Annotated in this window: 17 protein-coding genes, 1 pseudogene and 1 riboswitch; of the genes and pseudogenes, 11 read left to right on the top strand and 7 right to left on the bottom strand. The window is 42.8% G+C overall.

The genetic code is table 11. From position 1 onward, the window contains the following. Positions 1–36: 36 nt before the first annotated feature. The 3 genes from AC6RV6_RS28745 to AC6RV6_RS28735 form a co-directional block, all read right to left on the bottom strand. The gene (locus AC6RV6_RS28745) at positions 37–927 is read right to left on the bottom strand and encodes a DUF262 domain-containing protein (RefSeq protein WP_500244307.1); all 891 of its coding nucleotides are present in this window, start codon (positions 925–927) and stop codon (positions 37–39) included. 369 nt (positions 928–1,296) lie between these two features. Then, positions 1,297–2,253 carry a calcium/sodium antiporter gene (locus AC6RV6_RS28740; RefSeq protein ID WP_500244306.1) on the bottom strand — a complete coding sequence of 319 codons (957 nt, stop codon included), beginning with the start codon at positions 2,251–2,253 and terminating at the stop codon, positions 1,297–1,299. Between the two features lie 36 nt (positions 2,254–2,289). Then, complete coding sequence (locus tag AC6RV6_RS28735) at positions 2,290–4,155, bottom strand: hypothetical protein (protein ID WP_500244305.1); 1,866 nt, start codon at positions 4,153–4,155, stop codon at positions 2,290–2,292. Positions 4,156–4,324: 169 nt separating this feature from the next. Between AC6RV6_RS28735 and AC6RV6_RS28730 the strand changes: the two genes are divergently transcribed. The 3 genes from AC6RV6_RS28730 to AC6RV6_RS28720 are packed head-to-tail and all read left to right on the top strand — an operon-like array spanning position 4,325 to position 6,944. Then, positions 4,325–5,569, top strand: a complete 1,245-nt coding sequence (locus AC6RV6_RS28730) for an ATP-grasp domain-containing protein (RefSeq protein ID WP_500244304.1) — start codon at positions 4,325–4,327, stop codon at positions 5,567–5,569. A gap of 51 nt (positions 5,570–5,620) precedes the next feature. Beyond that, positions 5,621–6,574 (top strand): succinate--CoA ligase subunit alpha, encoded by a 954-nt coding sequence (locus AC6RV6_RS28725; RefSeq protein ID WP_500244303.1) that lies wholly within the window; start codon positions 5,621–5,623, stop codon positions 6,572–6,574. Then, complete coding sequence (locus AC6RV6_RS28720) at positions 6,549–6,944, top strand: VanZ family protein (protein WP_500244302.1); 396 nt, start codon at positions 6,549–6,551, stop codon at positions 6,942–6,944. The genes AC6RV6_RS28725 and AC6RV6_RS28720 overlap by 26 nt, the downstream gene beginning before the upstream one ends. A gap of 66 nt (positions 6,945–7,010) precedes the next feature. Here the strand turns inward: AC6RV6_RS28720 and AC6RV6_RS28715 are convergent, their stop codons facing one another. After that, complete coding sequence (locus AC6RV6_RS28715; RefSeq protein ID WP_500244301.1) at positions 7,011–8,048, bottom strand: catalase; 1,038 nt, start codon at positions 8,046–8,048, stop codon at positions 7,011–7,013. Positions 8,049–8,090: 42 nt separating this feature from the next. Continuing rightward, positions 8,091–9,476 (bottom strand): lipoxygenase family protein, encoded by a 1,386-nt coding sequence (locus AC6RV6_RS28710; RefSeq protein WP_500244300.1) that lies wholly within the window; start codon positions 9,474–9,476, stop codon positions 8,091–8,093. Positions 9,477–9,723: 247 nt separating this feature from the next. Between AC6RV6_RS28710 and AC6RV6_RS28705 the strand changes: the two genes are divergently transcribed. After that, positions 9,724–9,852, top strand: a complete 129-nt coding sequence (locus tag AC6RV6_RS28705; protein ID WP_500244299.1) for a hypothetical protein — start codon at positions 9,724–9,726, stop codon at positions 9,850–9,852. Positions 9,853–9,892: 40 nt separating this feature from the next. Here the strand turns inward: AC6RV6_RS28705 and hisIE are convergent, their stop codons facing one another. Next, the gene (gene hisIE / locus AC6RV6_RS28700) at positions 9,893–10,534 is read right to left on the bottom strand and encodes a bifunctional phosphoribosyl-AMP cyclohydrolase/phosphoribosyl-ATP diphosphatase HisIE (protein ID WP_500244298.1); all 642 of its coding nucleotides are present in this window, start codon (positions 10,532–10,534) and stop codon (positions 9,893–9,895) included. A gap of 173 nt (positions 10,535–10,707) precedes the next feature. Here hisIE and AC6RV6_RS28695 point away from each other — a divergent pair, with 173 nt between their 5' ends. Then, positions 10,708–11,082, top strand: coding sequence for a hypothetical protein (locus AC6RV6_RS28695; RefSeq protein ID WP_500244297.1), 375 nt, complete (start codon positions 10,708–10,710; stop codon positions 11,080–11,082). A gap of 114 nt (positions 11,083–11,196) precedes the next feature. On the opposite strand, the pseudogene AC6RV6_RS28690 reads toward AC6RV6_RS28695, so the two are convergent. Next, positions 11,197–11,481 (bottom strand): annotated as a pseudogene (locus tag AC6RV6_RS28690) (septal ring lytic transglycosylase RlpA family protein); the annotation flags it as partial. 519 nt (positions 11,482–12,000) lie between these two features. Here AC6RV6_RS28690 and AC6RV6_RS28685 point away from each other — a divergent pair. The 6 genes from AC6RV6_RS28685 (at position 12,001) to AC6RV6_RS28660 (ending at position 19,193) form a co-directional block, all read left to right on the top strand. Further along, positions 12,001–12,915 (top strand): branched-chain amino acid transaminase, encoded by a 915-nt coding sequence (locus AC6RV6_RS28685; RefSeq protein ID WP_500244296.1) that lies wholly within the window; start codon positions 12,001–12,003, stop codon positions 12,913–12,915. Between the two features lie 111 nt (positions 12,916–13,026). Further along, positions 13,027–13,089: riboswitch (Glutamine riboswitch) on the top strand. Between the two features lie 47 nt (positions 13,090–13,136). Then, complete coding sequence (locus tag AC6RV6_RS28680) at positions 13,137–13,313, top strand: DUF4278 domain-containing protein (protein WP_500244295.1); 177 nt, start codon at positions 13,137–13,139, stop codon at positions 13,311–13,313. A gap of 347 nt (positions 13,314–13,660) precedes the next feature. Beyond that, entirely contained in the window at positions 13,661–16,042 is a 2,382-nt protein-coding gene (locus tag AC6RV6_RS28675; protein WP_500244294.1) for an adenylate/guanylate cyclase domain-containing protein, read from the top strand. A 29-nt stretch (positions 16,043–16,071) separates the two neighbouring features. After that, entirely contained in the window at positions 16,072–17,592 is a 1,521-nt protein-coding gene (locus AC6RV6_RS28670) for a mechanosensitive ion channel domain-containing protein (protein WP_500244293.1), read from the top strand. Positions 17,593–17,607: 15 nt separating this feature from the next. After that, the gene (locus AC6RV6_RS28665) at positions 17,608–18,669 is read left to right on the top strand and encodes a substrate-binding domain-containing protein (protein ID WP_500244292.1); all 1,062 of its coding nucleotides are present in this window, start codon (positions 17,608–17,610) and stop codon (positions 18,667–18,669) included. An 83-nt stretch (positions 18,670–18,752) separates the two neighbouring features. Continuing rightward, positions 18,753–19,193 carry a hypothetical protein gene (locus AC6RV6_RS28660; RefSeq protein WP_500244291.1) on the top strand — a complete coding sequence of 147 codons (441 nt, stop codon included), beginning with the start codon at positions 18,753–18,755 and terminating at the stop codon, positions 19,191–19,193. Positions 19,194–19,254: the final 61 nt, after the last annotated feature.

Genomic DNA, 19,254 nt, shown 5'->3' with positions numbered 1-19,254 from the left:
GGGTTGGATGCCCTTTTCTCAACTTAGTTTTACATACTAAGTTCGGTAGACCCCAACTTTATAATGAGATAAAAGATAATAACGTAAAAATTGTAGAGGTTTCTGGTCGCTCTGGTATATATTCTTTAATAATTCTTCCCATTTTTTAGTCAAAACCATCCAATGTTTTTCTCGTTCAGTATCTCTAGCTGTATGTATAAACAAATAATTTTTCAACAAATCAACAGGAGTTAAACCTAATCCTCTTTCGTTTATAGTTTCAAAAACTTTCAATGCGTTTTTAAGATTAGGACTTTCTATTCTAATTACTTTAACTCGATTTGTAATTGCTCCATAAACTTTCTTAAATCTTGTTGGATCTTCTTCCAATTTATCAGATAAAAAAGTTTGAATAGATCGCCAAGCTCGATCTATATTTTTTGCAGATTGAGAGGATGAAAGTGTTGCTCGATCTGCTTTTTCCCCAGCTAAAATACAATCCATAACTTTTTGACCAAAACTATCATATTGAAGTGATAAACGATACTTATCAACATCATCTCCCGTATGTATATCTTGTGTTACACCTTTGATTAGATTCTCTACTGATCTCGATTGATCTCCTAATTTTTTTATAGAATCTCTTATTGCACAAAAAACAAGATAAATAGTAGTTAGTCTTTGTTGACCATCTATTAATTGAAATGTTGTTTTATCATCTGTTGTAGTATCTGGACAAACAACAATTGAGCCAAGAAAATATTCTGAAAAATCTTGATATATCTCTCCTTCATATAGTCCCAATCCTTCAAATAGATCGTCAAGTAGTTTTATAACATTATCTTGTTGCCAAACATATTCACGTTGAAAGTCAGGAACAGTATAAAAATCTTGAAAGACTCCATAAATACTTAAATTTCTTGATTCAATTGAGGGGGCCTTAGACATAGCTTTTGACTAGATTATACTTAAGAACACTTTTTTTGAATAATAAATTAAGGGAATGAGTAACTGCTATTCTCTAGAATACTATATGGTTACAATTTTGGCAACCTCTTTTGTTATCTTTGTTGAAATAAAATTCTTAATACAGCCTACAATAATTCTTACTATAGCGAGAGAACCCAAGGTTCTTCGCTAAGCCTCTCTTATTTCAGTATACACGTGATCGCACTTCCCATTTCTTTATCCTGCGATCGCGGCTGAGATTTTTGCAGAAAAGCGATCGCTAACCCTACAACACCTTGAAAATTTTGCTAAACTATTTAATATTTCTCCTGCTATTTTTTTACCCAATTAAAGCAAGATTTATAAGTTTCAAAAGAATTCAATAAACTGCGCCACGAACCAAGCATAAAAAATAATAAATAGCCATCCTTCCCATTGCGTAACTTTCTTATCTTGAGTGACAAAGAAAAGCAATAAAGACGCACAAACCATCACAGGAATTCCTAATTTAATCACCTCGGCTGGCATCGTAAAATCGCCAAATAATCTCGGAATTCCCATCACCAAAAAAGAGTTAAAAATATTCGATCCCAAAACATTTCCTACCGCCATCTCTGGCTTTCCTTTTTTCGCTGCACTAATGGTGACTAATAATTCCGGTAACGATGTTCCGATCGCAACAGCACTAATCGCAATCACTTCTTTACCAACCCCTAGCGTAGCAGAGATATCGCTAATGGATTGAATTGTATAATTTGCACCCAGAAAGATAAAAATAGAGCTAATGGCTAAGATAGAAATTTCTTTAACGAGAGAATCTTTTTGATTAACTTCGCTTGTCTCTTTCTCATCCTCTCCATTGGTTTCTCTACTATTTTCAATCGCATAAAAAATATAGAAAATATAACCAATAATTAGTAATATCCCTTCATAGAGAGAAAACTTTAAATCCCAAACAATGAGACTGAGTAAAAATGCCGAGCCAATAAACAAAGGCAGATCGACACTAACCAAATCGTAATTAATCAGTAAACTCCGCGTACTAATAATAGATGCGATACCAATAATCAAAAAAATGTTCGCAACATTAGAACCAATAACATTACCGATGACAATCTCAGAAGAATTTTGACTCACTGCAATCAAAGAAGAAACCAATTCCGGAATAGAAGTACCGATCGCCACAATTGTCACCCCAATAATAAAATGAGGTAAACCTGCCATCAATCCCACTTTTTCCGCAGCATCGGTAAAAAAATCCGAAGCCTTAATCAAAACAGCCAAACTCACCACAAAAATCAGAATCGAAATTGCTAATCCGTCCATTTGTTCCTAATTGATAACTGATAACTGATAACTGATTCACCGTGGTTTGTGGCTTTTAACAAGAATATTCTCACTCGTATAGATTTCGAGAGGAATACCCGCATTGTCGCTAATTTTTTCTAAAGCTTGTTCGAGGGAAAAAATATGATCCATAACATCCACTTGTGCGTCGATATCATTTTGCGATCGCGCTGCGATCGCAGTTTGCTGAATTCGTTCGATATAACTGGGAGTCAAACGCACGGAAATCGTCGAATTGTTAATCGAATAAACGCAAAAAATGATCTCCCCATTGCAAAGTTCATCGAGATCGAGGCGAGCTTGTCGCACTTGAATGCTCTCTTGTAAAAAGTTCTCTGCTCTTGTGAGAGAATCTTCATATTGCTTAATAAGAGGTTGCGCTTTACCATAACTAAACGCATCACTGGGAATCTGCTTGATATAATTAACCGCACTTTGCCAATCACTTACTGCATCCGTCCAACGATTGCGCCGTTGAGCCGATCGCGCCTTTTCCGCCAACTGTGTGGCCTGATTATAGGCTTCCGTCGCAAAAAGTTCGTGATTTTTACGATCTTCCGATTCTTTTGCTTTGGGTAAAAATGCCGCTAATTCCGTTTGGGCGCTATCGTAAGACATCGTGCCTTCCGCAACAGATTCGAGACGGTCGATCGCTGTTTGCCATGTTGCGTAAGCTAAGCGTAAATCCTCTAACGATTGAGCAATTCCCTGACGCACCTCAGCAATTTTAGCTGCTTCTTTAGCCGCTTCGAGATTTTCTAGGGCTTTTTGTTCCGTTTCCCAACGCTTGCTCACAATATCGAGATTAACGCGATATTCGCCAATTTTTTTGCGGGCGAAACGATAAAATTCACTGGTAGGAGAAATGCTTTCCAATCCTGCGATCGCCTCTTCCCAAGTTTCTTTCGCCGCCCTCCATTTAGCCGCAGGGAGAGGGGGATTTTGGCTCAATTCGGCGGCGCGAGAAGCAATTTGTAAAGCCGCAATGAGATCCTTTAACCCCTCTTTCGTCCCTTGGTAAGCTACCAATAGATTTTCTGCTTCCCCATGTTTCCGCGACCAAGAGGGAATGGATTCTAAGAGGGCGATCGATTGTTGCATTTGTTGCTGTGCTTGCAAAATTGCGCGACCGGAGGGAGGGTCTTGTAGCGTCGCGAGGGCGTTATTCGCCAATTCTTGCGCCACCTCCATCGTTTCGCAAGACCCCAAAACGCAAGGGCGAGTGAGGGCGTATAACGTGCCGAGAAACGCCGCGATCGCCACCACAATTCCCGTCCCCAAAACCCCAACCCAAATTTTCTCGAGATAAGGAGACGGTTCAGCCGGTTTAGTATAACTTTGCTGCATCCACGCATCGGGATCTTCTTCCTCATCCACCTCAGCAAAATCAAAATCGAGATCGGGATGCGTGACTTCCTCCTCTGCATAGTCTGCAAATTCTTCTTCTGGCAAAACTTGTTCTCTACTGGTGACAGGTATCGAGGCGTTGCTGGTGACGGGAGGAAAAACGCGCTGACGTTCGGCAATACCATCGGGGGTATTGGCTTTGACTTGTTCGGCGATATCATCTTTAGGGATTTCCTCCGTACAAGGGGCAAAAGCATAGGGGCGATCGCGGCCTTGAACTTTGAGGCACATTAAACCGCGATAGCGCCATTGTAAATTTTGCTCCCGAAACACCTCTTCCATGAGGCGAAATGCCCGTTTGGGATGGGTGAGAGTCGGAACCGGATGCTGAATCGCCATTAACAGGGCATCATTTTTGAGAAAACAACTGACTTGCAAAGGCGAAATCTCAACCAAGGTTGCCTGTAAGCGCTGTTGGAGTTGGGTTTCGAGTTGAGTCAAATCGAGGGGACGCACTGAGGTTTTAGCCGCCATTTCAGTGAACAGTGAACAGTAAACAGTGAACAGAACCTTCGGCTTCTGTGGGATTTTTTGGGATTGTAGCCGCAAGGGGGGATGAAATTCTCTAAGAAAAGCTAGTAATGTTAGTGTATGCGATTCCAGCAAAAACCCAATTGGGTGTCATCGGAAAATTTTTTCAAGAATGGATTTACTCGAGTATCAAGCCAAAGCCTTATTTCGCGAAGTTGGAATTCCCGTCCTCCCTTCTCAATTAATTGACGAACCCAGAGAGATCAAACAATTACAGGTTCCTTATCCCGTTGTTTTAAAGTCCCAAGTACGGTCGGGAGGACGCGGAAAAGCTGGAGGCATTCACTTTGTTGAAAATACAATCGACGCGATCGCGGCTGCCCAAACGATTCTTCATCTTCCCATTGCTGGAGAATACCCCCAATTACTATTAGCAGAAGCTCGCTATCAGGCCCAAACGGAATTATTTTTAGCTGTGGCTTTTGATTATGGCCTGCAACGCCCGATTTTATTGGGATCGAAGCGTGGAGGAATGGAAGTGAATACCCTCTTAGCGGGAATGCAAAAAGTAGTAGTCGAGGATGATTTTTCCTCATTTTATGCTAGACGTTTGGCAGTACAGATGGGTTTGCAAGGGGAGATCGTCTCTCAAATTAGTGCCATTGTCGAGAAAATGTATGGACTGGCTATTGTCAAAGATTTAGATAGCATTGAAATTAATCCCTTGGCGATCGCGGAAGATGGGGAGATTATGGCGCTGGATGGCAAAGTCACGGTGAACGATCGCGCTGCAATTTATCATCCCGATCTCTTCGATTTGGCGCAACTGCGGAATAATGGCAGTTATCGAGCGATCCTCGTACCGCGACGACCCCTAACATGGCACGATCCCCAAGGCAATATCGGCATTCTTTGCGATGGCGAAGGGGTCGCAGCGACAATTTGGGATTTACTCCACCAGCAAAAGCAAAAGCCGAGAACCTGTCGGATTATTGGAGCAAGAACCCACGGTAAATTCTTTTCCGATGCCCACTTCAAAGAGTCCCTCGAACGCGGCTTAGAACAGCTTTTAGAGGAGTCTGAGTTACAAATTATTTTCCTCGATATCCTCTGGGGAGAAAATAGAATGAGCATTATTGAAGAAGCGATCGCCACGATCTGGGACTTTTCTTCGCCTCCCACAGCAAAACCGGGAGGAGACGATCGCAGCAAACGCCCCACTGCTATTGAGTCCCGCCGTCAGCGACGCTCTCCCCGTCCCCAACAAAGCGTAAAATCTTATAAAACTCCCCCTCAAATTGTGGTCGCTTTGCGCGGTGGCGATTCTCAAACTATCAAATCTTATGCCTCACAATTACCCATACACTGGACGAATAACGCTAACACAGCAATCTTTTCAATGAACACTGATAACTGATAACTGTTCACTGATAACTGTTCACTGATAACTGTTCACTGATAACTGAAAATGCACAATTGGACACCAGAACGCAAAGTTTTAATACAGGGAATTGCCGAACCGATCGCGATTCATGCCGTTGCCAAAATGAAGGAGTATGGAACAAATATTGTGGCGGGAATTGGCATTGGACGCGGTGGAGATGAGATTGAAGGGATTCCTGTTTTCGAGTTGGTAGAAGAGGCGATCGCAAAAGTGGGGGCGATTTATACTTCAATTATTTTCGTTCCTCCCAACCGCATTCTCGATGCAGCTTTGGAGGCAATGGCGGCGAATATTCATCGCCTCGTTTTAGTGACTAATAATATTCCGCCGTTGGATATGATGCGTTTATTTCGTAAAGCGCGATCGAATAATACTCTGGTTTTGGGTGGAGGCAGTGCGGGGCTGATCGTCCCGGGTAAGGTTCTCTTGGGCATTTGCGAACCTTGTTGTTATACCCCCGGTAATATTGCCCTGATCGGTCGCGGGATGGGTTTAGTAGATGAGGTGGCTTGGGAGTTGACGCGGGCGGGGATCGGTCAATCAATGGCGATCGATCTTGGCAGTGGGGAGGCGATCGGATCCGGGTTTGGCGAATGGCTGGTTATGGTGGCCAGAGATCGCAAGACGAAAGCGATCGCATTACTCGAATCGGCGATGATGGGCAACGAGGAAGCTGCCGATTTAATTCCCAACAATATGCGAAAGCCCGTTTTTGCTTATATTGCCGGACGTTATGTTCCTGTCACACCTTTCCCTCAAGATACAACCAAGCTCATTCTCGCTCAGTGTTCGACTCCTTTTGCTCACTCGAGTACCGGGGAAGCCAAATTAGCAGCCTGCGATCGCGCTGGAATTTCTGTCGCCAATTCCCCGACTCAGCTTGCGAAATTACTACAAGAAACGTTGAAGGCAGCAGTTAAACCAAAACGCAAACCTGCTTTGACTTCTAAACATGAAAACACGACGACCTCCCATTAGTTTCGGTTGGCTAGTGGCTGCATTGGTATATGGTTCAACTTTGGTAATGATTGGTTTTTTCGCTTATACCAATGGTTTACCGGGATATTTGGGTTATATTCCCTATCACGATCTCCTCGGTCATTTTATTCTCTATGGGACGGCAAGTTATCTCGGCGATCGCGTTCTTCGCGGCAGAAAATTACAGATAATAGGTTATCGTATCCCATTATTTGCTTTGATTTTTGGCATCATTACCATTGTTGAAGAGTGCATTCAATCTTTTTCCCCCTATCGCACTTTTAGTTGGCTGGATATGATTGCGAGTTTATTGGGTTTAGGAGTGGGTTATTGGTTGGCACAACGCGAATTACATCGGTTAGAAAATTGATGGCAACAGAAACACAGAGGACTTAGAGAAAGATTCTCTATGCCTCTGTGATTTTGCTTGCAAAACTTATTTATTCTTAAATTCGCCGCTTTCCTTGTAGACAAAATATCGCACCGATCGCGATAACCCATAAACCCGAATGCGCGTAGCATTAACTGAGTTAGGATCGTTAGCGGAATATCCTTCTACTGCCCCTAAAGAATCCGGTTGTCTGCCAATATTAAAAGACAACTTCTCGTTTTCTTCAAAAGAAAGGGCGCGATCGATTGTGACTGTTGCTAAATCCAACCAAGGGGATGTTTCTTCACTCCATTCTCGAGTTTGGGTGAAAATCTCGGTTTTATCTCCTTCCATATCCTCATGCAAGCGCAATTGGAGATGATAAATGACGGGTTCTCGAGACAATCTTTCGACATATTCCTTGCGAAGATAATCAATGGGTCTCGTCTCATCAGAACGGCGTTTTTGTAACCAAGGTTTTTCCCAATCTTCCCCCGATATATAGCCAGAATCTACGCCGCGATCGCCCGGAATCAAACGATATTTAACATAGCGAAGTTTCCCATCCTTGGCTTTGAAATAGTTGACTAACTTTGAGTCATAATATATCTGACTAAAAGACTCTGGGGCGCGTCGCATGGTTTCGGCTAAAATCTCTTTAAATTCGGGATCGCTTTGACAATAAGCCTCGAGTCCTTTGGAACTGACGGGTTCATCCTCTCCTTTACCTTTGATCGATGCTAAAGTAAAATTCCAGAAGTCTGTCATATTACGAAAAGTTCGCGGTCCCGTATTCATAATGATATCGAGAGGGCTTTCTTCTTCGCGATCGCTAAGTTTGAGAGAAGCACTGCGAATATCCATCGCGGCATCGTCTTCAAATGTTACCGTACCGTGTCGGAGTCGCAGGGGAAACTCTTTTCCAGCTTGCCAAAACTCATGTTCGGGAAATTCTGAGCGATCGACGACTTTTAGGGTGCCTGCACCTCCGACTCCGTATTTATGAGTTGCGCGTCCTTTCTTTTTGAAAGCTGCCAAAATAAACAGAAATCCGAGGACAATTAAGTAGAAAAAGAAGAGAATAATCTCCCAAATTTTTTTCATCGATCGCAATCTCCATAATTAAAAAACATTTGCGCTTTGTCCTTAAATATTGATGCTCATCATGAGCCATCCCAACGGAATTCCCGGTTCAATGCGATCGCGATATTCCCAAAGGAGTTTTTTCAAGGGAAGGGGAGCAAATTCAATGGCGGGGTTATAACGCACATTGGCTAAAGTCCACATGAGTTTAACTTGTGCATCGTTTTTTTCCTTGACTTTTTTAGGGTCATAATTGGGATCGTCTTTATCCCAGAGTCCGATCGCGGCATATTCAATATCGCCCCCATCTTCATATTGTTTGTTATTCACCCAAGAATGAAAGAAAATACAATGATAGAGAATATAAACGCAAAGTTGTTGCAAATCTTCTTGATTCTTAATCTCGAGAGTGCCATATTCTGGCTTAAGAATGGAATGTTTCACCAAGTCTGCGGACATTCCTTCAATTTCCGACCAATAAATTTGAATGTTGTTTTGATTATTGGCAAAAAATTCGGCGACATATTTTTTCAACAGTTCCCACATTGCCAAAGCTGCGCGATCGAAGTGATTATTATCAATAGGATCTGGAAGTACGTGTTTTTCCGGCGACCAATGATAACTCAAAATGGCGATTTCTTCGACGAGAACCCCGTCAACGCTAGCTGCATCTAAGGCTGAGGCTTCCGGAATAAAGCCTGTATCTCCGATAATGAGGGCGGCTCCTTTTTTGTCGATACTCATCAAGCCTTCAAAGTGAGGCCATAATAACTTGCGAATTGGACTTTGGCTGACATTGCGATAGAATGCCATTGCATATTGATCCATATTCATATGAGTTCTTCCTAAGTGAGATTGAATCTCCTGAAAGACATATTCGGCACTGCGAAAATAATATTTGGCATCTTCCCAGTATTGGCCATCTGTGGGGAAACAGGTAATCACTTGATTTTTCAAGCGATACTCGATGGAGTGAACCTGTAGGGTGCGATCGCGCAAGACAAAACGCGCCTCGCTATATTCCGGTAGGAGTCCTCCGGGTTCGGCTTTATAGCGTCCGGTTTTATAATTGACAGCATATTGCCATTCTTTACCTTCCACGCGGTTTAATTTTCCCGGATTAAAGCCATTTAAACGCCGTTCTACAAAATATTCATCGCTGAATTTATCCGGGTGTAGACGACTTAAGTTAGCTGGCATCCATGTTTGTAAGGAAGGACCCGCCATACTGCGAAAACCTAGTTTTTTAGTGAGTCCTGAAAATGCCCAACCTAAGACGGGAATAAGGGGTAAGGTCGGGAAAACTTGCAAGCCGACGTGAGCCTCATATCTGGGGGTAGGTTCGACTTCTTCGGGTAAAGGACTATCCACATCAAAGCGAGGAAAATCCTTACCGGGGGTACCATAATACTTAAAGCGTTCTTTGGGATTGCTCGAGGATGGATTCATTGATTTAAAGTAGAATTGTTTAAATTTGTTAAGAGCGCGATCGCTTATCTAAGCGACTTCGAGGAACTTACACCGCAATGCTAGGAGTATTTTTTCTCAACTGACGATTTTTTTTAGGATCTTTAAGGAAATCAAAGTTCTACCCATCGTTACGATCGCAAATTGAACACCTTTACTACTTGACCGACCGGTCGGTCAATATTAAAATAGAAGTATGAACGGATAAAGAAAGTTGGAGTTCGCCCTAATGGATATCTTAACCCTATCAATCCTCTTCACATCACTCTGGTTATTCGACACGATCGCCAATGGTTATCCCAAATTATCTCGCTGGTTGTGGCAACTACTCGAAGAAAGCGATCGCGCTAAATCATAACTGGTGACTGGTGACTGGTGACTGGTGACTGGTGACTGAATTACCTTCTTCTTTCATCCAGTTTGCGATAAACAGCGCGGATATCGACCTGATGGTGAGCCATTGCCACGAGAGTATGATACAACAGATCCGCAACCTCAGAAGCAATCGCATCAGCATCATCATCTTTACAGGCCATCACCACTTCTGCGGCTTCTTCCCCGATCTTTTTGAGAATTTTATTATCACCCCCCGCAAAAAGTTTGCAAGTATAGGAAGTTTCCGTCGGTTTATCGCGGCGATCGCGAATCGTACCGTACAATCCCGAGAGAGTATCCGCAGGAGGCGCTTGCTTGCTCCCTTCGACTTGATGGAAACAGCTTCTTTCCCCCGTATGACAGGCAATATCGCCAACTTGTTCGATGGTGACGAGGAGAGCATCGCTATCGCAATCATAACGCAGGGATTTGACTTTTTGGAGATGCCCCGAAGTTGCACCCTTGTGCCAAAGTTCTTGACGCGATCGACTCCAATACCACACCTCACCCGTTTCAAGAGTTTTTTGCAAAGATTCCCGATTCATCCATGCCATCATTAAAACGGTACCATCGAGATAATCTTGGGCGATCGCAGGGACGAGACCGCGATCGTTAAATTTAATTTGTTCGATGGGGACAGCTTGGCTCAAGGAAGAAAGGGTCATGGTTCGATGGGATTGATATGGGGAATCTTTAATCTATCCTAGAGGAGAATCTTTAGCAAAGGGAAAGATTGAGGCAAGAATTGATAAAAGTTTCGCTATCCTCAAGACTTAGCATTCAGGTCTGGTATTGTTCATCGCACTCCAACCGTCATTTACGTCACGAATTCAACAAAATGAGAAATCCTTTTAACTTTTTTATCGATTTGCTGAAACAGCCCAACTGGGTAAAGATTTGGTTGTTTGCACTCATGTTGGTTAACTTTGCCAGTCTTGCCTTTTGGAGCGAACCGATCGCCAAAATAATTTTTCTAACTTTTATGGTGTCCGCAATATTAATGATGACATTATATTCGCGATTTGGCTGGGAAAAAATTCTCGGCTTGGGTCATATTCTCTGGATTCCTTTGTTAATTTATATCTTGACCCAAATCTTCGGAACTGCGGGTTTATTGCAAATTTACTTACTCCTTTTTATTGGTTTGATTAGCGTTTCTCTCGCGTTTGATATTTACGATGTTTGGCAATATTTTGCCAAACGAAAACAATAAGGAAATCCAGCAGAGCCTCTGCTGTAATAACGGCAGAAATTTTCCAATCTGATTAACAACCATGAAAAAAATAACGAGAGCGTTATCGATGCACCCCTAACAACAAGGAATTACCTATCGCGCGAGTATTTCCACCTTCACGGGAGCAACCCCCGAGGAAATCATACCCACTTCTTGTGCTGCACCTTTAGATAGATCGATAATTCGCCCTCGGATGAAGGGTCCGCGATCGTTGATACGCACGATTACAGAACGATTATTATTAAGATTGGTCACTCGAACTTGCGTGCCAAAAGGAAGAGTGCGGTGTGCTGCACTGAGTCCATATTGATTGTAGATTTCACCATTCGCACAGCGATTGCCATGAAAACCGGGGCCGTACCAAGAGGCCATTCCTTCCTCGGTACGCAAAACGGAAATGCTTTCTCCGTTGAGGGTTTCACCGATTTTCTTCACGGGTTTGAGCGCGATCGCATCGGGAGAAGAAGACACCATAAACAGCGTCAAACTGACGAGAAGACCGAGAGTTTTATTCATAGGTAGAAGTCTTGAAGGGATTAATTTTTTGCAGTCTCGAACTTCGCAACCTCAGCACCAAAAAGAGATAAGGTTGCGATCGCGCCGCGTGATTCGTTGCTACCCTGAAAATCGCACTGTCTTGCTACCCTGAAAACTCGAGCGGCGATGTAGATGAACAATTTATTACTATATCTTTAGAATTCCCCCTTGTTTCCGGAATAATCCCAGAAAATTGCATAGTTTAGAAAATCTAATTATTCGCGAGTCTCGGATAAAGAAATATTGCAGGCGATCGCAGGGCTAAACCACTTATCAAGCAACGGATATCGCAAATTTGACGAAACCATAAAACTCGCTTATAGTTATCAAACCCCTTTCTCATGCTTGCCATAGGTAACGATGCACGACTTCCTCCCCATTGCTTACTTTGAAAACAAATTCATTCCTTTTGCAGAAGCTAATATTTCCATTGCTACTCACGCTCTGCATTATGGAACGGGTGCTTTTGCCGGGATGCGAGCCATCCCCGATCCGAGCGATCGCGATCGCATCTTGCTCTTTCGCTTAGATCGCCACTGTCAACGCCTCTCTCAGAGTGCTAGGTTTTTACACTACGACTTACCCGCCGATAAAATCAAACATATTATTGTTGAATTTATTCAACAAAATAAACCGACGGTTTCTTGTTATATTCGTCCTTTTATTTATACTTCGGGATTGGGAATTGCGCCGCGACTGCATAAGATTGAAAAGAACTTTTTTGTCTATGGTTTGGCACTAGGGGATTATTTATCCCCCGATGGCGTAACCTGTCGCATTAGCTCTTGGTATCGCCAAGAAGACCGCTCTTTTCCCCTCCGAGGTAAAATTAGCGCGGCCTATATTACCTCTTCTTTGGCAAAAACTGAAGCCGTTGAATCGGGTTTTGATGAAGCAATTTTAATGAATTCTCAAGGGAAAGTTTGTGAAGCCTCGGGGATGAATATTTTTATCATTCGCAATGGACAATTAATTACCCCCGGATTCGAGCAAGATATCTTGGAAGGGATTACCCGCGATAGTATTTTAACGTTGGCGAAAGAGATGGGCATTTCCGTAGTGGAACGAGCGATCGATAAGTCCGAACTCCTCATCGCCGATGAAGTTTTCTTAAGCGGAACGGCGGCGAAAATCACCCCTGTCAAGCGCATCGAGAACTACGAATTACCCCGAGAAAAGCCGATTACCGCCCAATTAAAAGACAAACTCACCGCGATTACCGAAAATCGCGATCGCGACTATCAAGACTGGGTTCACGCCATTTCCCTCGCATAATTGGCGATCGCCTCGCGAAAAAAGCAAAGCAAGCGGGAAAAGTAATAATGTTGCTTTTCCCTATTGACAACAAAAAGAGAAAATGTAATGATTTATACAGAAATAAAATAAATCGTTCATCTCAGTTTCAGAGAACCGAGACGGAAGTAGGGAAATAACCCGAAGGAACGCGCCTCAAATCTAAACACAAATCTAAGGATTTTAGAAAGGAGGCGAAAGCCATGAAACTTTTTTATCGCGGACATAGTTACACTGCTCACGAGCGCACCGTTCCCGCTACCGATGTCGCCGTAGAAGGGAAATATCGCGGAGCCAACGTCACTTGGCACAATAAGCAAGCTCGCGTCAAACATGCCAACCAACTGACCTATCGTGGTGTCAGACATACTGGCGGTTAATCTGAGATGCGATCGTGAATTTTGCGATCGCACTTCCAGCAAAAAATTTGAATTCGTTTATAAATTTGAGAGATTGAGAAGAGAGGTTTCTACCTCTCTTTTTTTATTTTGCCCGCGTTTTAATTACACGAAAACATCAATTTTTACAATTTCTACTCAATTGTGAAAAACCCTGAAAATCGATCGAGAAAATTCACAATTGCTCGTCCAAGAATTGGAATTGAGAAGATAAGGCAAAGAGAAGACGATCGCTCATCCTAAAAGCCTCCTTAACTAACCTTGAAATGAGAAGGGCGCTTATAATAAGTTCAGAAAAAATACCGAGATAGCGATCGCTATATCAATCGATGTTACAGTTTAACCGCTTAACGATAAAATCTAAACTCTCCCTCATCCTTTTAGCCGCGAGCTTGGGATCTATCCTCGTGATTAGTCTATTGAGTTGGAACCGAGCGAGAGCGCATCTAACCGACGCAATCTTCGATCAACTCACCAGCCTGCGATCGTCCAAAGCCCGCCAAATCGAATTTTTATTTCAAACCTTATACAACCATATAGAAACCCTTGCCGAAGATCGCATGGTCATTTCAGCAATGGCAGAATTCAATCGCGGATTTCGCGACGTTCAACCCGAATATATCTCCAGCGAATGGAACGAAGCGATCTCCCAACATTACGCCAAAGAATTCTTTCCTCAACTCTCCCAAAACATTGAAGGAACGCCCCATTGGGCGAATTATGCCCCCAGAAACCAAGCTGCCCAATACCTGCAATATCAATATATCGCCAACAATCCCAATCCCGTCGGCGAAAAAGATATCCTCGATCGCGCCGAAGATGGAAGCGAATACAGTAAATACCACGAGAAATATCATCCTATTTTTCGCAATCTTATTAAAAAGTTTGGTTACTACGATTTATTTCTCATCAACCACAAAACCGGAGATATTGTTTATTCCGTTTATAAAGAAACCGATTATGCCACCAACATCGATCGCGGTCCTTACCGTCAAAGCAACTTAGCCAAAATTGTCAAAGCCGTGCGGAACAACCCCGATCGCGGGGAAGTGCAAATTGTCGATTTTCAACCCTATCGCCCCTCCTACATGGCTCCGGCCGCCTTTATCGCCGCTCCCATTTATAACGGTTCCCACCTCATCGGGATTTTAGCGATACAACTTCCCGTCGATGAAATTAATCGCGTCATGACCAACGGGCAAGAATGGGAAAAAGAAGGATTGGGAAAAAGCGGAGAAACCTATCTCGTCGGTTCCGACTCAACCATGCGTTCCCTCTCTCGCTTCCTCCTTGAAGACTTTGACGGCTACGAAAAAGCCTTACGAGATGCAGGAACCCCCGATAGTATCATCGGCCGGATCGATCGTTTTCAAAGCTCCATCCTCCTGCAACCTGTAGATACCGAAGCCTCTCGGGCGAGTATTGCAGGAGAAGAAGGCACAAAGATCATTTTAGATTATCGGGATGTTCCCGTGTTGAGCTCCTATGCTCCCCTCGATATCCAAGGACTCAACTGGGCGATTTTGGCGGAAAAAGACCGCGCTGAAGCCTATCAACCCGTGCGTGCCTTACAAAATGTTATGCTCCTGTCCACAGTGATTCTCAGTCTTGTCGTGACGTGGCTGGCAGCTCGAGCGGCGCAAAACTTTGTGAAACCCATTAATATTTTGGTTGAAGGCTCTCGCCAAGTCGGTCAAGGTCGCTTAGATGTGGAAGTAAAATTAGCGACCCAAGATGAATTTAATTTACTCGCAGAGACCTTTAATGAAATGGTGAAAAATCTGCGCCGACAAACCGAAGCCCTTGAAACAAGCAATCAAGAAAAAGAAGAACTCTTGCTGAATATTTTGCCCAGTCCTATTGCCGAACGGATGAAACAAGGGGAACAAGGTATCGCCGATGAAGTTCAACAAGCTACGGTATTATTTGCAACAGCGACAGGATTTACCGATCTTTCCGAACAACGGGATGTTGAAGAAGCTGCCGCTTTGCTCAATGAGTTAATTAATGCCTTTGACGAACAGGCCGAAAAATATGATGTTGAGAAATTAAAAATCATTGGCGATCGCTATCTTGCTGTTGCGGGAATTACCAAGCCTCGCTTGGATCACACCAAAACGATGATGGATTTTGTCGTCGAGATTATGAAAATTGTTCATAACTTTAACAATAAATATCAAACAAGACTGGGACTCAAAGCTGGAATTCACGTCGGTTCGGTGATGGCGGGAATTATTGGCTCGAAAAAATTCATGTACGAACTCTGGGGAGAAACGGTTAATATTGCCAATAGTTTAAATCTGAATGCTAAATTGAATACCGTCCTCGTTAGTCAAGACGTGTACGATCGCTTAAAAGAATTTTATACTTTTCAAGCCGATGACGCGATCGAAATTGAGGGACGAAGAAAATTCAATACATGGTTTTATCAAGGGAAAGGCTTAAGTAGCGACGAGTCGGAAAGCGGTTATTTGCGAACCGATAGTGCGGAAACTATTGATGTTGCTGTGGCGGAGAAAACCGTTAGCCGTTCTAATGGCAAAGTCACCGATTCTCAGGATAGCGATCGGGCGATGGATCGAGAAAAAGAAGTGAAACTAGCTCGATATTCCTCGCAAAAATCCAGAGATTTTCTTTTAGATTTAGAGCAAGAAGAAAAACCAGAAGGATTTTGGCGTAAGATTTCTCCTTTTGGCAACAAGAAAAAATAACTAATCACCAATCACCAATCACCCACAAAATGAACAATTCATTAATTATTTGGGCATTAACTTTAATTTTAGGATTTCCCTTAGTCGCGATCGTCCTCGGAGAAGCGAGCGATCGCCTCTCTCGCACCGGAAATCCCCTCAATAAAGTCTTTCATAACCTGCGTCGTTGGGTGCTGCCATTAACGGCAATTTACCTCGTATCCCGGCAGTTTTTAGGGGTAGAAACCCCCAGTATTCCCCTTGAATTAACCACGCAACATTTTTTGCAAGTCTTAGAAACAGGGCTTTGGGTCGCAGTTACATCTACGGTTTTAACGTTGTTGAGTTCTATCTTAACAACTCGTGCAAAAAGTAAGGCCGGGAAAAGCTATCCGTGGCAAATTCTCGTCCCGGGTTTATTCTTTCAGGCCGCTCGTATTGCCGTGATGCTTTCAATGTCCGCCTATGTCGCCTCGAATATTTGGCAGGTGGATCTCAGTCAAATTGCCACGGCTTTAGGGGTTGGTTCTGTGGTGATCGCCCTGGCCCTACAAGATACTTTAAGTAACCTCGTTTCCGGCTTTCTCCTCGTTTTTGAGAGTCCTTTTCGCGTCGGTGACTGGTTGCGAGTGGGAGACATTGAAGGAGAAGTGCTGGAAATGAACTGGCGGGCGGTACGCTTGCAAACGCGTGAAAAGGATACCATTATCATTCCCAACGGGGTCTTGGGTCAGGAAACCCTCAATAACTATTCTTTGGGAGAACCCTATCATATCGAACGCGTTAAAGTTCGCTTTTCCTATGACGATCCCCCCAACCGCGTCCAAAGTGCGATTAAAGAAGCGGCATTATCAACCAATAATATTCTTCCCCATCCTGCTCCTGAAGTCCATATTTCCACCTATAGCGAATTTTATATCGAGTATGAGGCAGAGTTTACGATTGATAATTACCCGATCGCTGACAAAATTATGGGGGATTTATTAACGCGCATTTATTATATTACAAGGCGTTATGGTTTAACGATTCCCTTGCCTCATGCCATTCACTATGAAATTCAAGGAGAACCGGTCAAACCCGATAGTTCTTGGCAAGAATTACAAAAATATTTGCGTTCTTTGCCTTATTTTATTTCTTTGGATAATGCAGCGATCGAAACCCTCGCTAAAAATGCGATCGTAGAAGTCTATGGCATTGGCGAAAAAGTGGTAGAAGCAGGGAAAGAAGATCGAGGGTTGTATATTATTCGCAAAGGGTCAGTAAAACTTTATATGGAAGATTTACAAGGTTATAAGCACCAAGTACAAACAATGTCAAAGGGAGAGTTTTTTGGGGAAATGGCATTATTTCCGGGAGAAATGAGTCCCGTTTCCGGAATCGTTCTAGAAGATTTAAACACAATTACAATCGAATGCGATATTATTACTCAACTAATTGAAGAAAATGGAAAATTTGCTTCGGAAATGAACATGCTGATTAAGGAACGTAAAAAAGCCTTAGCACTCATGCAAAACGTCCATTCAACCAATGCACAATCTCTGCAACGGAATAACGGAAAGTTCTCCAATTAACAACCTATAATCAAGATGATGTCTCGATACAAAACGATCGCTTTAATTGTTATCGCTCTTGCCTTAGTTGCTTGTGATGATAGCATCGCACAAAACGAACGAAAAAAGCGATATCAATTAATTGATGCCATGTTTGTGGAACCCAAAATGGTCGATTCTCTACCAGATTTTTCATCTCTCAAAGAAGCAACTCCCGAGAAAACTCGCTCTCAACTGACCAGACTTCCAGAGATCGATCCTTTAGCCGTTGAAGGAGATATGAATATTGCGGGAAGTTCGACAGTATTTCCCCTCTCTCAAGCCATATACGAACGTTTTGTTGAAGATGGTTACAAGGGAACAATTAAACTGAGCAGCATTGGTTCTGGTGCGGGTTTTCGACTCTTTTGTCAGACTGGAGAAGCGGATATTTCTAATGCGAGTCGTCCCATTAAAGGAACAGAAATTGCTCAATGTCAAAATATCGATCGCCAACCGATTTCATTTCGCGTTGGGGTTGATGCGTTAGCTGTTGTCGTACATCCTGAAAATAAATTTTTAAACAATGCAACAAAAGCAGAATTACGCACTATTTTTACTGCCGAAAAGTGGTCGGATATTAATCCCAACTGGCCGGATGAAATTATTTTGCGTTTTATCCCCGATATCAATTCAGGAACTTTAGATTTTTTTGCGGAAGAACTTGACCAAGATAAAGAAGCATTGATTAATGCTCCCAATATTCAAACAAGTCCAGAGGATGAGGCCTTGCTAGTAGGAGTTGAAACGAGTCCCTATGGGATTGGCTTTTTTGGTTATGCTTATTATCAAAACGATGCCAATCGTTTAAAAAGTGTTGCCATTAATGGGGTTTCCCCCAGTCAAACTACGGTAGAGAATGGCTCTTATTCTCTATCTCGTCCTCTATACATTTATTCTGATGCCAAAATTATACAAGCAAAGCCTCAAGTTGCTGCTTTTCTCAACTACTTTTTGACTCATGTTAATGAAGAGATCGGCAGGGTCGGTTATTTTCCGGCTAGTGTAGGGGTTGCGAATGCAGAACGCGCTAAATTGCTGCAAGCGATCGGGCAGTAAGTTAACCTTCACCTCAAGATAATCTTCTTGTTCTGCATGTTAAGATATTTAAAGATTTCGATCTGTTTGTGGAGGGAAGAAAAATGAGTGTGAGACGATGGTTGCAAGGAATACTTAGTATTGTCTTAATTTTGTTGTTGATGGGGTGTAGTGGCGGAAAACCGCCCTTGAGTCTCGCACCAACCGGAGAATGGGTAAAAAAAGCGATCGCCTTGCAAGTGCGCCAATCTCAAGAAATACTCAGCGAAAATCTCAAAGCCTCCAATCCCGATCTGAAAATTTCTGGGATTTCTATTAAAGCGATCGAGCCGCTTTATATGGCGCATTTAGCAACTTATCATATCACCGGAACTTATAATCTAGAAATCGATCTTCCCAATCAAGAAGTCACGCAAAAAGATAATCTTTTTGATATTTTCTTACAGCGTCAAAAGGAAGGTAAAACATGGCGGTGGTTGAAACGAGAGATTCTTAATTCTGACGAAGAACCTGTCTGGACGAGTTATTTAGTCCGACCTTATTAACAGTTATCAGTTATCAGTTATCAGTTATCAGTTATCAGTTATCAGTTATCAGTTATCAGTT

It is taken from the genome of Spirulina sp. LEGE 11439 (assembly GCF_059821285.1).
This window is presented reverse-complemented; position numbering and strand designations above follow the sequence as displayed.

Coding starts and splice junctions, on each gene's coding strand:
- AC6RV6_RS28665 (WP_500244292.1), top strand. CDS start 17,608: ATGATGTCTCGATACAAAACGATCGCTTTAATTGTTATCGCTCTTGCC.
- AC6RV6_RS28715 (WP_500244301.1), bottom strand. CDS start 8,048: ATGAAAAAAATTTGGGAGATTATTCTCTTCTTTTTCTACTTAATTGTC.
- AC6RV6_RS28685 (WP_500244296.1), top strand. CDS start 12,001: ATGCACGACTTCCTCCCCATTGCTTACTTTGAAAACAAATTCATTCCT.
- AC6RV6_RS28730 (WP_500244304.1), top strand. CDS start 4,325: ATGGATTTACTCGAGTATCAAGCCAAAGCCTTATTTCGCGAAGTTGGA.
- AC6RV6_RS28705 (WP_500244299.1), top strand. CDS start 9,724: ATGGATATCTTAACCCTATCAATCCTCTTCACATCACTCTGGTTATTC.
- AC6RV6_RS28675 (WP_500244294.1), top strand. CDS start 13,661: ATGTTACAGTTTAACCGCTTAACGATAAAATCTAAACTCTCCCTCATC.
- AC6RV6_RS28660 (WP_500244291.1), top strand. CDS start 18,753: ATGAGTGTGAGACGATGGTTGCAAGGAATACTTAGTATTGTCTTAATT.
- hisIE (WP_500244298.1), bottom strand. CDS start 10,534: ATGACCCTTTCTTCCTTGAGCCAAGCTGTCCCCATCGAACAAATTAAA.
- AC6RV6_RS28720 (WP_500244302.1), top strand. CDS start 6,549: ATGAAAACACGACGACCTCCCATTAGTTTCGGTTGGCTAGTGGCTGCA.
- AC6RV6_RS28695 (WP_500244297.1), top strand. CDS start 10,708: ATGAGAAATCCTTTTAACTTTTTTATCGATTTGCTGAAACAGCCCAAC.
- AC6RV6_RS28670 (WP_500244293.1), top strand. CDS start 16,072: ATGAACAATTCATTAATTATTTGGGCATTAACTTTAATTTTAGGATTT.
- AC6RV6_RS28680 (WP_500244295.1), top strand. CDS start 13,137: ATGAAACTTTTTTATCGCGGACATAGTTACACTGCTCACGAGCGCACC.
- AC6RV6_RS28710 (WP_500244300.1), bottom strand. CDS start 9,476: ATGAATCCATCCTCGAGCAATCCCAAAGAACGCTTTAAGTATTATGGT.
- AC6RV6_RS28725 (WP_500244303.1), top strand. CDS start 5,621: ATGCACAATTGGACACCAGAACGCAAAGTTTTAATACAGGGAATTGCC.
- AC6RV6_RS28735 (WP_500244305.1), bottom strand. CDS start 4,155: ATGGCGGCTAAAACCTCAGTGCGTCCCCTCGATTTGACTCAACTCGAA.
- AC6RV6_RS28745 (WP_500244307.1), bottom strand. CDS start 927: ATGTCTAAGGCCCCCTCAATTGAATCAAGAAATTTAAGTATTTATGGA.
- AC6RV6_RS28740 (WP_500244306.1), bottom strand. CDS start 2,253: ATGGACGGATTAGCAATTTCGATTCTGATTTTTGTGGTGAGTTTGGCT.